The organism is Kocuria rhizosphaerae (assembly GCF_044462265.1).
Taxonomy (GTDB): Bacteria; Actinomycetota; Actinomycetes; order Actinomycetales; family Micrococcaceae; genus Kocuria; species Kocuria rhizosphaerae.
On the sequence record NZ_JBISWL010000095.1, the window covers coordinates 21,981 to 34,880 of the forward strand.

Here is a 12,900-nt window from a genome sequence, read left to right on the forward strand (position 1 = left end):
GGTTCGGGTGGGTGACGGGCGGGAGAGCGGCTCGGCGGGCGGTCACGGTGCGCTTCCGCACCGCAGGCCGAGCAGGGGATTCCTGTGCACGGGATGGGACACCGCTGCCGAGTAGCCCGTGGGGCCGACGGCGGCGACCTGGACCGAGGCGCCGGGGTCGACGCCCTGCCCGAGGTCGGCGGCGGCCGTGGCGGTGTCGGCCAGGACCTGGCCGGTGGCCGAGCGCACCTGGTAGCCGGTGGCGTCCGGCACGGTGTACCAGGAGAGCCGGATGCCGTTGCCGCCCACGACCAGGCCCAGGAGGTTCAGCACGTCCCGGTTCGCGCACGTCAGTCCCGTCACGGGGGCCGGGGCGGGGGCCATGGTCTGGGTGAAGGTGGCGCCGTGGGCGGTGGCGCTCCAGTTCGTTCCGGCGAGGCGCCCGATCAGGGACGGAGCGGCCGTGAGCGACTGCCCGGCGGAGCCGAAGACGGTGCCGGTGAAGCGGGTCGCGGCGCACACCACCGTGGCGGAGGCGCCCCCTGCGCTCTGGGCGCCGGCGGGCAGAGCCGGTGGGGCGGCCAGGGTGCCGGTCACGGTCCCCGTGGCCGGCACCGTGCCGGGACACGTGGCGTCCGTGCGCTTCCACAGGACGAGCTCGATCCGCGCAGGGTCGAGGGTGACGTCGTCCGTGGCGATCGCCAGGGAGAGGCCGAGGGGTTCGTCGCCGGTGTTGTGCAGCGTCACCGGGACCGGTCTCGTGTGCCCTGCCGTGGCGATGTTCTCGGCGGTCAGCCCCTGCGTCCCCGCGACGGCCGTGCCGAGCACGCCGCCGGTGACGGTGGCGGTGGTCGTGGCCGATGCGGTCCACAACGCGTGCGCGAGACCGGTTCCCGCCGGCACGAGGAGGAGCACCAGGACCAGGACGGCGGCGAGGCGCGGGCCGGCCGGTGACGAGGCGGGCGCCCGGCCGGTCACGGCTGCACCCCGCCCAGCGTGAGGCTGACATCGACGGTTGCGCCCTGCGCGACGTCCGGGGCGTCGGCAGCCAGAGCGACGGCGAGGCACATCGCCTGCCCTGCGCCGCCGGCCACGGAGACGCCCAGGTCGCCCGCCGGTGCGGCGAACGTGCCCGTCCACGCCGGGGTGGCCGGGACGGGACCGCAGCCCTCGCCGGTGTCGGGCCAGAGGTGGACGGTCGACGCCCCGGCCAGCGCCGTTCGGTCCGCGGGCGCCCCGGCCGACGGCCAGCTCAGGGCCGCCACGCGCAGGTCCAGGGGCACCGTCCCGGTGTTGTGCACGGAGAACCCCGCCGACACCGACCGGCCCGGGTACAGCCGGCCGGCGTCCAGCCCCGTGGGCGCAGTCACGGACAGGCCCGCGGTGCCCGCCGTCACCACGACGCCACCGGCGAGGGCCTCCCGGTCGTTCCACCCGGCGTAGGTCCCACCGCCGACGGCAACGGCCACGCCGACCGCCGCGGCCACCGCGCAGGTCGTGCTTCGGAGCCTGGAGCGTGCCGTGGTCACCTGATGGTTCGCCACCTGTCGGCCCTCTTCCTCGTCTGCCGCGTCATCTTCGCCGGAGTGGGCCGTGGCCCCGGACCACCCGGTCAACACCGCTCCCGGCCGCCGGCGCGGGCGCCCCGGCCGGTGCCCCCGCCGGGCCTAGACGACCTGGGTCAGGTTCACGGCCATGTCGGCGAGGGTGACGGAGCCGTCCTGGGAGGCGTTCTGGTCCTCGCCCGTGAACGGGAACTGGATCGTGACCGTCGCCGTCATCGTCGCGGTGGCCGACTCCGCTCCGGCGTCCACGGTGTAGACGCCGTCGCCGTCCGTGTCGGTGACGCTCAGCAGCCCGGTGTTCCCCGTGGCCAGAGCGATCGACGCCGTCCGGTCCAGCTCCGCGGCGAGAGCCACGTCCGCGCCGGCGGCAGGGTCCGCCGCGGCGATCGAGTCGCCGGTCAGGCCCAGGGTGGCCTCGAGGCTCTCGCCCTCGGCGGTCACGGTCAGGTCGGTGGTGTACTCGACGGTGTCGCCCGGGACGACGGGGTAGGTGCCGATGTCGGTCACCGGGACGCCGTTGACGGCCCACGTGCCGGTGGCGGCCGCGACGTCCAGGTGGCCGGAGACGACCGTGGCGCCGTCGACCGCAGCGCTGTCGTTCCAGGACATGAAGGTGCCCGTTCCGCCGAGGAGGAGGACGATGCCGGCGCCGGCCGCGAGGGAGCCCTTGGTGAGCTTGTTCATGGTGAGAATCCTTTGCGAGAAGAGACCGTTCGTGCTGCCGGGGGCAGCATCGGATGAGCCCGTGGGGCGTCGCCGGCCAGGAGGGGGAATGGTTGTCGTCCGCGCTGGAGAGGACTCCAGGGGTCGGGACGATACTGGGGTATTCACGAGGGGCCGTTCGCCGCTCGTTGCGTATTCATCAAGATACGGGCTGGTATGACCCGTGCACCATGGCAGAGCTGTCCCCACATTCCCCGACGTTTCCCCTGATCCGGAGGCCATGGAGAGGCCAATGGGGGCGTCAGCGCCCGGCGGACCGGGTGGGGCGGGATACCGGTTGTCCCCCTGTCGGCGGTTCGCCCGGCCGGTGGCGGGCTCGCCGTTGTGCTCGCGCCGGTGCCGGCGGGAGCAGGGCCTACGGCCGGCGCCCGCGCGCCCCCCGCGCTCGACGGACCGCCGCGCGCAGCCGGTCCGGGGCGAGGTCCGGGCGGCCACCGGCCCGGGCCACCAGCTCCGCCGCCGCCGCAGCCGCCCACCAGCCCGCCGTCTCGGGGCTCTCGCCCTGGAGCAGGGCGACGCTCAGCGCGGCCACGAACGCGTCGCCGGCACCGGTGCGGTCCACGATGTCCGTCCCCAGGTGCGGCAGCACCACATGGCCGCCCGCCCACGCGACCACGTCCGCGTCCCCGGCCGCGAGGGCGACGACGCGCGGACCCTCCTCGACCAGCGAGCCCGCCGCCCGGACGGTCCCGCCCACGCCGTGCGGGACCCGTCCCAGCAGCGCCTCCGCCTCCTGGGCGTCGGCGCGCACGACGGCCGCGGACTCCAGGACCCGACGGCGCACCCCCGCGTCGGCCGGGGCGCCGTCGGTCACGGTGAGCGCACCGCCGGCGCGCGCGTGCGCGAGCGCCTCGGTCACCGCCGGTCCCGGCTGCTGCAGCTGGACCAGCACCGCGTCGGCGGCCCGCAGCCGCGGTGCGGCTGCGCGCACGTCCTCGGGGCGCAGCAGCACGTCCTCGGCCACGTCCTCCAGCAGCCGGCGCACCCCGGGCGGTCCCACCAGGTCCACGAGCAGCGCGGTGGACGCCCCGGGGCGCCGGACCACGCCGGACACGTCGATCCCGTCGCGGACGGCCTGGGCGAGGACGTCCTCCCCGGCGGCGTCGGCGCCGACGACGCCCACGAGGGCCACCTCCGTGCCGAGCTGCCGGCACGCCACGGCCTGGTTCGCGCCCTTGCCGCCGAGCAGCTCCCGGCGTTCGCGCACACCCGCCGCGCCGCCCGCCCCGGGCAGCTCGTCGACCGTGAGCACGAGATCCCGTCCCACCTGGCCCACCACAGCGACTGCGGACACGGCGCTCTCCTCCCTCGTCGGGCCGGTTGGCGAGCACAGTACACCCCGGGACGCCCGGAGCGGGGCGTCGTGGCCGTCCGCTCACGGGCCCCGCGGCAGGGCCGTGTCGGAGGGGCACGGCTCCCTGTCCGTCGGGCGGGCCTGTGCCATAATCGAGCCGACCACGTCCGCTCGAACAGGAGTGACACATGAGCAACATCCCTGCCGATCTGTCCTACACGGCCGAGCACGAGTGGATCGCGGCCCCGGACGCGGAAGGGGTGGTGCGGATCGGGATCACCGACCACGCGCAGAGCGAGCTGGGCGACGTCGTCTTCGTCCAGCTGCCCGAGGTGGGGGAGACGGTCGAGTCGGGCGCCGCCGTGGGCGAGATCGAGTCGACGAAGTCGGTGAGCGACATCTTCGCTCCCGTCTCCGGTGAGGTCACCGCGGTCAACGAGCGCCTGGAGGAGGAGCCCGGGGCCGTCAACGCCTCGCCCTACGGCGACGGATGGCTGTTCGAGGTGCGGCCGGCCGGCGAGGACTACCGTGCGGGCCTGCTCGACGCCGAGGGCTACGCCGCCGAGCTGGGCTGAGGCCGCTCCGCCCCGCACGGGGTCGACCGGACGCCCGGGAGCGCCCGGCGGCCCGTCCGTGTCGCCGCCACCCGGTACACTGAGAAACGTCCGGGTGGCTCCGACCGGTCCCCGGAAGACCGCCGGGGAGGCGGTCGCGGGGTCGGGATCCCGAGGGATCCGTCAACCAACACGTCACCAGTCGAGGGAAGAGATGTCCAACAACCGTCAGGGCACGAACGCACCCCACGGGGAGCCGGAGACCACATCCATCCAGATGGTGGCCGAGGTCCTCTCGCACGCCGCTTCCCACAAGCTCTCACCCGAGGAGACCGCCGCCGTGTCGGCGCTCCCGCCGCGCACCGCGCTGCTCGTGGCCCACGACGGCGCGGGCGGGGGATCCCGCTTCCTCCTGGACCGGGACGAGGTTCCGGCGGGCCGCCACCCGTCCTCGGAGATCTTCCTGGACGACGTCACGGTATCGCGGCGGCACGCCCGGTTCGTCCGGCGGGGTGACACCTTCGAGGTCATCGACACCGGGTCCCTCAACGGCACCTACGTCAACGGCGACCGCGTGGACAACGCGGTGCTCGACAACGGCGACGAGGTCCAGATCGGGAAGTTCCGGTTCACGTTCTACCGTTCGCTGCGCCCGCAGTCGGACCAGTAGAAGGGAGCCATGACCGACCCCGCGGAGACCGATCCCCCCCGGGAGGGCGACCAGCACGAACCCCGGGTGGGCATCAGCGCCGTTCTCCGGGAACTCGGCGCGGAGCACCCGGGCATCACCGCGTCCAAGCTCCGCTTCCTGGAGGACAAGGGGCTCGTGCATCCCGCGCGCACGTCCTCGGGCTACCGGAAGTTCTCCCGGGCGGACATCGACCGGCTGCGCCGGATCCTGGAGCTCCAGCGGGACCGCTACCTCCCACTCAAGGTCATCCGGGAGCGGCTGGACGCCGACGAGGACACCGGCGACCAGGACGACCGCCGTGATGTCCCGCCGGCCGGACCGGCCTCGGCCCCGCCACCGGTCGTCCCGGCGCCCGCCTACACCCTGCGGGAACTGGCAGGCCGCACCGGTGCGGGCATCTCGCTCGTCCGGGAGCTGATCAGCTACGGCCTGATCCGCGAGCAGGACGGCACCTTCGACGACCACGCCCTGGCGATCACCCGCGCCGCCCTGGCCCTCACCGCGCACGGCCTGGAACCGCGCCACCTGCGCCCGTTCAAGGCCGCCGCCGACCGCGAGCTCGGACTTGTCGAGCAGGCCGTGGCGCCGTTGACCTCCCGCCGCGATCCCGCCTCGCGCGCCCGGGCCGTGGAGCGCGCCCAGGAGATCTCGGGGCTGTGCCTGACCATCCACACGTCGCTCGTGAGGTCGGAGATCGCCGTCCTCCAGGAGCGCGCGGCGGTGGAGGGCTGAGATGGCCGTCCACCAGGTCCTGATGGAGATCGCCGGCGTGCGCATGGACGTGCCGTCCGCGCAGCCCGTCGTGGTCCTCCGGGAGGTCGAGGGCGGGCGGCACCTGCCCATCTGGATCGGCACGAACGAGGCGACGTCGATCGTCTTCGCCGTCCAGGGGATCGAACCGCCCCGGCCGCTGACCCACGACCTCGTCCTCTCCGTGGCCACCGCCTTCGGCCGCAGCCTCACCCGCGTGCGCATCCACACCGTGGAGGAGGGGGTCTTCCACGCGGCGCTGGAGTTCTCCGACGGCACGGTCGTGGACTCGCGCGCCTCGGACGCCATCGCGCTGGCCGCGCGGGTCGAGTGCCCCATCCTGTGCACCGAGACCGTCCTGGAGGAGGCGGGGCTGGTGATGAGCGCGGACGGCGAACTGCGCGAGCCGCCCCAGCGGCCCGCCGAGGGGGAGCCGGAGCTGCCCCCGGAGACCCAGGTCGAGCAGTTCCGCGACTTCCTGGACAACGTCGACCCTGAGGACTTCTGAGGGGCGCGGCCGGCGGCCGGGACGACACGGGACCCGGGGGCCCGATGTCTTTGACCGGACCCCCGGGGAGGTCTAACGTCGGAGCTGAACCCGAGGCGGCCCAGGGGGGCGGACGTCGTTCGGCTGTTCCACTCTTTCCCGGTGCCGCGAGGTCCGGACCCACCAGCGAGGAGGCGGCGTGAGCAACGGCCAGCAGCCCGGCGGCCCCGCCGGCCCCGACAGCCCGCACGGCACCCAGGGGGTCCTCTTCGAGGACTCGGTGGTCCGCGACGAGTCCATCGGCTACCGCGGTCCCACCGCGTGCAAGGCCGCGGGGATCACCTACCGGCAGCTCGACTACTGGGCGCGCACCGGCCTCGTGGAACCCACGGTGCGCGGCGCGTCCGGGTCCGGGAGCCAGCGCCTCTACAGCTTCCGCGACATCCTGGTCCTGAAGATCGTCAAGCGACTGCTCGACACGGGGGTCTCCCTCCAGCAGATCCGCACGGCGGTGGGCGCGCTGCGCGCCCAGGGCGTCGAGGACCTCGCCCAGCTGACGATGATGAGCGACGGCGCGAGCGTCTACGCGTGCACGTCCCCGCACGAGGTCATCGACCTGGTCCAGGGCGGACAGGGCGTGTTCGGGATCGCGGTCGGCCGCGTGTGGCGCGAGGTCGAGGGGACGCTCGCGGCCATGCCCGGGGAGCACACCGGGCGGGGCGGCCCCGCCCCCCGTGCGTCGACGCCCGGCGACGAGCTGTCGGCCCGTCGCGCCCGGCGCAAGAACGCCGGCTGACCCGGCCGTCTCAGTCCGCGCGGTCCAGCAGGCCGTGCAGGATGGCCGTGTAGCGCCCGGCGAGGTCCCGGGCCTCCGCGCCCGGCCAGCGGTGGATCGGCCAGGCCGCGCCCTGCGCCTGCTGCCACACCGGGAGGTCCGGGATGACGGGAGTGACCAGGAGCGGACCGAACATCTCCTCGAGCTCGGCCAGGCGGTGCCGGTGCTCGGCGGAGGAGTGCCGGACCTTGTTGACGACCACGCCCGCCGCGGGGACGGCCCAGGTGCGGCTCTGCTCGAACTGGGCGATCGCCGTCATCGTCCGTTTCGTGCCCGCCACGGAGAACAGGGACGGCTCGGCCACCGAGAGGACCTTGTCGCTGGCGGCCCACGCGGTGCGCGTCAGCGCGCTCAGGCTCGGGGGGCAGTCGACGAGCACCAGGTCGTAGCCCGTCACGCCGGCCAGGGCGCGCTCGAGCCGCCCGAGGTCCTTGTCCCGGTAGCCCGACCGGTCCAGGTGGGAGGAGCGGGCCGAGCCGGGGGCGACGTCCAGCGCCTTGCTGTCCCGTCCGTCCTGCACAGCCCAGGCCGAGGCCATGACCGCGCGCTCGAGCGCTCCGCGACGTGGCCTGCGCAGCACCTCGCCGACGTCGCGCCCCTCGTGCGGTCGCACGCCGAGACCCGTCGTGGCGTCCGCGTGCGGGTCGAGGTCCACCACGAGCGTGGGCACGCCCGCCTGCAGGGCCGCCGAGGCGATCCCGAGGGTCACGGACGACTTGCCGACACCGCCCTTGAGGCTGCTGACGCTGACGATCTGCACGGAGGGGGACCCTTCGTTCGCGGGAATCAGGGAACGGAACCGGAGGAGACGGCTCCTCGTCCGGGACGGGGGCCGCGGAGAGGAGGGCGGTCCCGGCCCATGGTAGCGGTGCGGGCGGGGTCGTCGCCGGTGCCGCGCGCACCGCCCGGAGCGGCGGCCGGGGCCCGGTCCGCGGACCGGGTACGCTGACCCGGGGAAGCTGTGAGCCGGATCACGGTGCGCCGCGGCCCGGCGTGGTTGACTGACCGGACCGCCCTGCGGCGGAGATCCTGACCCTGACGGTTTCATGTGCACGACTTCGGAGAAGAAGTGCCCGGGTGTCCACGAGGCGCACCGGGTGCGGGACGGTTGTAGATGTTCGAGAAGATCCTGGTGGCCAATCGCGGGGAGATCGCGATCCGGGCGTTCCGCTCGGCCTATGAGCTGGGGGCCAAGACGGTGGCGGTGTTCCCGTACGAGGACCGTCACTCGATCCACCGGCAGAAGGCGGACGAGGCCTATCAGATCGGTGAGGAGGGTCACCCGGTGCGGGCCTACCTCGACGTGGCGGAGATCGTGCGGGTGGCCAAGGAGTCCGGGGCGGATGCGATCTATCCCGGCTACGGGTTCCTCTCCGAGAACCCGGACCTGGCCCGTGCCGCGGAGGCGGCGGGGATCACGTTCGTGGGCCCGGCCGCGGAGATCTTGGAGCTGGCCGGCAACAAGGTCGAGGCCCTGAAGGCGGCCCAGCGGGCGGGGATCCCCACCCTGGACTCCTCGGCCCCCTCCTCGGACGTGGAGTACCTGCTGGGCCAGGCCGAGCGCATCGGCTTCCCGGTCTTCGTCAAGGCCGTCGCCGGCGGCGGTGGTCGCGGGATGCGGCGGGTGGAGACGCCCGAGGCGCTGCCCGAGGCGCTGGCGGCGGCGATGCGGGAGGCGGACACGGCCTTCGGGGATCCCACGATGTTCGTGGAGCAGGCGGTGCTGCGTCCCCGTCACATCGAGGTGCAGATCCTGGCCGATGCCGAGGGCAACATCGTCCATCTCTTCGAGCGGGACTGCTCCGTGCAGCGCCGCCACCAGAAGGTCATCGAGATCGCCCCGGCCCCGAACCTCGACGAGGGGATCCGTCAGGCCCTGCACGCCGACGCGGTGAAGTTCGCGCGCGAGCTGGGCTACGTGAACGCGGGCACCGTGGAGTTCCTGGTGGACACGGCCGGGGAGCGGGCCGGGCAGCACGTGTTCATCGAGATGAACCCCCGCATCCAGGTCGAGCACACGGTCACCGAGGAGATCACCGACGTGGACCTCGTCCAGTCCCAGTTGCGCATCGCCGCCGGGGAGTCCCTGACGGACCTGGGCATCAGCCAGCGGGAGCTGACCGTGCGGGGGGCGGCGATGCAGTGCCGGATCACCACGGAGGACCCGGCCAACGGTTTCCGCCCCGACGTCGGTCGCATCTCCGCCTACCGCTCGGCCGGCGGGGCGGGGGTGCGCCTGGACGGCGGGACGGTCTACGCCGGTGCCGAGGTCTCCCCCCACTTCGACTCCATGCTGGTCAAGCTCATCTGCCGGGGCCGGGACTACGCCACGGCCGTGCACCGCTCCCAGCGGGCCCTGGCGGAGTTCCGGATCCGCGGGGTCGCGACCAACATCCAGTTCCTGCAGGCCGTGCTGGCCGATCCGGAGTTCCTGGCCGGGAACGTGGCCACGGACTTCATCGAGCGCCGTCCGGAGCTGCTGGAGGCGCGCACCTCGGGGGACCGGGCCACGAAGGCGCTGACCTGGCTGGCCGAGGTGACGGTGAACCGGCCCAACGGGGAGCGGGTGGAGGGCATCGATCCGCGCACGAAGCTGCCGCGCTACCCCGGGGACAAGCAGGACGAGCCGCTGCGGTCCCCGTTCGACGGCCCCTCCGAGCACACTCCGCCGCCGGGGTGGCGCCAGGTCCTCCAGGAGAAGGGTCCGGAGGGCTTCGCGGCGGCGCTGCGGGAGCAGACGGCGGTGGCGGTGACGTCCACGACCTTCCGCGACGCCCACCAGTCCCTGCTCGCGACCCGGGTGCGCACCCGCGACCTGCTCGCGGCCGCTCCGGCCTACGCGCACACCCTGCCGCAGCTGTTCTCGGTGGAGGCCTGGGGCGGGGCCACCTACGACGTGGCCCTGCGCTTCCTGGGCGAGGACCCGTGGGAGCGCCTGGCGCTGCTGCGCCAGGCGATGCCCAACATCCCCATCCAGATGCTGCTGCGCGGGCGCAACACGGTGGGCTACACCCCTTACCCCACGGAGGTCACGGACGCGTTCGTCGCCGAGGCCGCGGCCACCGGGGTCGACATCTTCCGGATCTTCGACGCGCTCAACGACGTGGAGCAGATGGCCCCGGCCATCGAGGCCGTGCGCAAGACGGGCACGGCGGTGGCCGAGGTCGTCCTGTGCTACACGGGCGACCTCAACGACCCGGACGAGGACCTCTACACCCTCGACTACTACCTGGATCTGGCCGCCCAGTGCGTGGCGGCCGGGGCGCACATCCTGGCGATCAAGGACATGGCCGGGCTGCTGCGCCCGGCCGCGGCCAAGCGGCTGGTGTCGGCCCTGCGGGAGCGCTTCGCGCTGCCGGTGCACCTGCACACCCACGACACCGCCGGCGGGCAGCTGGCCACGCTGATGGCCGCGATCGAGGCCGGGGTCGACGCCGTCGACGTCGCCGACGCCTCCATGGCCGGTACCACCTCCCAGGTCTCGGCCTCGGCGCTGGTGGCCGCCCTGGAGCACACCGAGCGCGACACCGGCATCCCCCTGGAGGCCATCTCGGCGCTGGAGCCCTACTGGGAGGTCATCCGCCGGATGTACTCCCCGTTCGAGTCCGGGCTCACCGCCCCGACCGGGCGGGTCTACCGGCACGAGATCCCCGGCGGGCAGCTGTCCAACCTGCGCCAGCAGGCCATCGCGCTGGGCCTGGGCGAGCGCTTCGAGGCGATCGAGGACATGTACACCGCGGCCAACGCCATGCTGGGCCGGCTGGTGAAGGTCACCCCGTCCTCGAAGGTCGTGGGCGACCTCGCGCTGCAGCTGGTGGGCATGGGCGTGGACCCGGCCGCCTTCGAGGCCGATCCCCAGCGCTTCGACCTGCCGGATTCGGTGATCAGCTTCCTCGCCGGGGAGCTGGGCACCCCGCCGGGCGGGTGGCCCGAGCCGTTCCGGACCAAGGCGCTTCAGGGGCGCAACGTGAAGGTCGGGATCACCGAGCTGGCCCCCGAGGACGCCCGAGCCCTGGCCGAGGACTCCGCGACCCGCCGGGCCACCCTCAACCGGCTGCTCTTCCCAGGCCCCACCCGGGAGTTCCTGGCCAGCCGGGCCAAGTACGGTGACCTCGCCCTGCTGCACACCCGGGACTTCCTCTACGGGCTGACCACCGAGCACGAGCACGTGATCTCCCTGGGCAAGGGCGTGCGGCTGCTGGTGACCCTGCAGGCGATCTCGGAGGCCGACGACAAGGGCATGCGCACCGTCATGGTGACCCTCAACGGACAGCCCCGGATGATCGAGGTCCGCGACACCTCCGTGGCCTCGGCGGTGCCCGAGACCGAGAAGGCCGACCCCACCGACCCCGGCCACGTCGCCGCGCCCTTCGCCGGGGCGGTCACCGTCACCGCGACCGAGGGCCAGACCGTCGAGCCCGGCGCCCAGGTCGCCACGATCGAGGCCATGAAGATGGAGGCCTCCATCACCGCGCCCACCGCGGGCACCGTCACCCGCGTCGCGCTCACCGGCGTCACCCAGGTCACCGGAGGGGACCTCCTCCTCGTCCTGGACCCCACCGACTGACCGCCCGCCGGTCCGGGCCCTCAGGGCCCGGACCGCGCGGAGCCCGGGCCCTCCGGCCGGTCCCGGGACGGCGTCACCGCGACCAGACCTCCCGGAACTTCCCGCTGCGCGGGTCCGGACGGGGCGGATCGGGGGAGTGCCGGACGGCGACCGTGACCAGCCCGCGGGCGTCCAGGAACGCCCGCAGCCGAGCCTCGGCGGCCGAGCGGATGAGCACGAGGTCGGCACCGGGGTCGGGCTCCAGGTGCACGGTCAGCGTCTCGGGTCCCGTGCCCACCGCCTGGAACCGGCGCACCCCCGGCGTCTCCCCGATCACCGTGCCGAGCGCCAGGGGAGGCACCTCCACGGTCGGCCCGGCCCCGGCCCGGAGCCGGAGGACGGCGCCGCTGCGCCCCTCCACCCGAACCACCGGCAGGGGACTGCCGCAGGGGCACGGCCCGGCCGCCAGCACGGCGCTGTCGCCGAGGTCGTAGCGCAGGAGGGGCTGGACCCGGTTGTCGAGGTTGGTCACGAGGGCGGTGGCGGACACGGTGCCCGGGGGCACCGGCCGCAGCCGTTCGTCGACGGGCTCGAAGAGATAGCGGTCGGCGTTGACGTGGAGGGCCGCGCGGGGGCACTCCACGGCCAGGGCGGGGACCTCCGAGGCCGCGTACTCGTCGAGCACCGGACAGCCGAACGAGCCGGAGATCGCCCTGCGGGCCGCCGGGGTGAGCGTCTCGCCCCCGACGGCGACCAGCGCGGGGTCGACCCCCAGCCGCCCGGCGCGCCGCTCCCCGGCCAGGAGCCGGAGGACGCTCGGGTAGCCCACCAGGACCGTGGGCCGGAACTCCTCCAGCTCCGCGACGATCTCCGGGAGCGGGCGCAGGACCGACACCACCCGCAGCCGCCGGGCCTGCGCACGGCTGCGCCGGCGCAGGTCCTCGGCCACGGTCACCGCGGCGAAGTGCCCGCCCGTGGCCACCAGCACGGCGGTGCGCAGGCCGTGGCGCAGCACCGGCCCCAGCACCTCGGGACGCAGGGCCGTGCGCCGGGCCCGGACGCGCAGCACGGCCGCGGCCGCGGCCCAGGACGCCCGGTCGTGGACGAGGACCGCGGGCTCTCCGCTGGTCCCCGACGTGGTGATCACGTGGTAGCCGCCGAGGTACCGGGCGCCGACGGGCGACGGGCCGTCCAGCACGTCGCGGTGCAGGGCCTCCAGGGTGAGCCGCGGGTCGGTCACCCACTCGTCGAACCGGGCCATGAGTCCCGGCCGGTCGACCGGCGGCAGCACCCGAGGATCCGTCACCTCCGCGGGCAGTCCGTGGTAGAGCCGCCGGTAGTAGGGCGACGCGTGGCGGGCGTGCCGGACGAGAGCCGCCAGGCGGGCCCGCTGTCGGCGGGCGACCGCCTCCGGCCCGGCGTGCTCGACCCACCACGCGTCCGCCGCCACGCCCAGCATCCCGGGGCCTCCGTCCT

12 protein-coding genes are annotated in these 12,900 nt (G+C 74.3%); 6 read left to right on the forward strand and 6 right to left on the reverse strand.

What is annotated here, in order from left to right; translation table 11 throughout:
• Nucleotides 1-42 precede the first annotated feature (42 nt).
• The 4 genes from ACH9EU_RS11390 to ACH9EU_RS11405 form a co-directional block, all read right to left on the reverse strand.
• Complete coding sequence (locus ACH9EU_RS11390; protein ID WP_396414045.1) at nucleotides 43-957, reverse strand: hypothetical protein; 915 nt, start codon at nucleotides 955-957, stop codon at nucleotides 43-45.
• Nucleotides 954-1,508 (reverse strand): TasA family protein, encoded by a 555-nt coding sequence (locus tag ACH9EU_RS11395; protein ID WP_396414046.1) that lies wholly within the window; start codon nucleotides 1,506-1,508, stop codon nucleotides 954-956. Before ACH9EU_RS11395 ends, ACH9EU_RS11390 begins: the two co-directional genes overlap by 4 nt.
• Before the next feature lie 138 nt (nucleotides 1,509-1,646).
• The gene (locus tag ACH9EU_RS11400) at nucleotides 1,647-2,228 is read right to left on the reverse strand and encodes an alternate-type signal peptide domain-containing protein (RefSeq protein WP_396414047.1); all 582 of its coding nucleotides are present in this window, start codon (nucleotides 2,226-2,228) and stop codon (nucleotides 1,647-1,649) included.
• Between the two features lie 394 nt (nucleotides 2,229-2,622).
• Nucleotides 2,623-3,561 (reverse strand): PfkB family carbohydrate kinase, encoded by a 939-nt coding sequence (locus ACH9EU_RS11405; RefSeq protein ID WP_396414048.1) that lies wholly within the window; start codon nucleotides 3,559-3,561, stop codon nucleotides 2,623-2,625.
• Between the two features lie 188 nt (nucleotides 3,562-3,749).
• On the opposite strand from ACH9EU_RS11405, the gene gcvH reads away from it, so the two are divergent.
• From gcvH to ACH9EU_RS11430, 5 genes are all read left to right on the forward strand, one after another.
• Nucleotides 3,750-4,136, forward strand: a complete 387-nt coding sequence (gene gcvH, locus ACH9EU_RS11410; RefSeq protein WP_396414049.1) for a glycine cleavage system protein GcvH — start codon at nucleotides 3,750-3,752, stop codon at nucleotides 4,134-4,136.
• A 193-nt stretch (nucleotides 4,137-4,329) separates the two neighbouring features.
• Nucleotides 4,330-4,785 carry an FHA domain-containing protein gene (locus ACH9EU_RS11415; RefSeq protein WP_396414050.1) on the forward strand — a complete coding sequence of 152 codons (456 nt, stop codon included), beginning with the start codon at nucleotides 4,330-4,332 and terminating at the stop codon, nucleotides 4,783-4,785.
• A gap of 9 nt (nucleotides 4,786-4,794) precedes the next feature.
• Complete coding sequence (ftsR, locus tag ACH9EU_RS11420) at nucleotides 4,795-5,538, forward strand: transcriptional regulator FtsR (protein ID WP_396414051.1); 744 nt, start codon at nucleotides 4,795-4,797, stop codon at nucleotides 5,536-5,538.
• 1 nt (nucleotide 5,539) lies between these two features.
• Nucleotides 5,540-6,064 carry a bifunctional nuclease domain-containing protein gene (locus tag ACH9EU_RS11425; RefSeq protein ID WP_396414052.1) on the forward strand — a complete coding sequence of 175 codons (525 nt, stop codon included), beginning with the start codon at nucleotides 5,540-5,542 and terminating at the stop codon, nucleotides 6,062-6,064.
• A 178-nt stretch (nucleotides 6,065-6,242) separates the two neighbouring features.
• Entirely contained in the window at nucleotides 6,243-6,839 is a 597-nt protein-coding gene (locus ACH9EU_RS11430; protein ID WP_396414053.1) for a MerR family transcriptional regulator, read from the forward strand.
• Nucleotides 6,840-6,849: 10 nt separating this feature from the next.
• Here ACH9EU_RS11430 and ACH9EU_RS11435 read toward each other — a convergent pair whose 3' ends face one another.
• Nucleotides 6,850-7,638 (reverse strand): AAA family ATPase, encoded by a 789-nt coding sequence (locus tag ACH9EU_RS11435; RefSeq protein WP_396414054.1) that lies wholly within the window; start codon nucleotides 7,636-7,638, stop codon nucleotides 6,850-6,852.
• Nucleotides 7,639-7,992: 354 nt separating this feature from the next.
• On the opposite strand from ACH9EU_RS11435, the gene ACH9EU_RS11440 reads away from it, so the two are divergent.
• Nucleotides 7,993-11,445: a pyruvate carboxylase gene (locus tag ACH9EU_RS11440; protein ID WP_396414055.1), complete on the forward strand. Its 3,453-nt coding sequence runs from the start codon at nucleotides 7,993-7,995 to the stop codon at nucleotides 11,443-11,445.
• A 73-nt stretch (nucleotides 11,446-11,518) separates the two neighbouring features.
• On the opposite strand, the gene ACH9EU_RS11445 is transcribed toward ACH9EU_RS11440, so the two are convergent.
• Nucleotides 11,519-12,883, reverse strand: a complete 1,365-nt coding sequence (locus tag ACH9EU_RS11445) for a phenylacetate--CoA ligase family protein (RefSeq protein ID WP_396414056.1) — start codon at nucleotides 12,881-12,883, stop codon at nucleotides 11,519-11,521.
• Nucleotides 12,884-12,900: the final 17 nt, after the last annotated feature.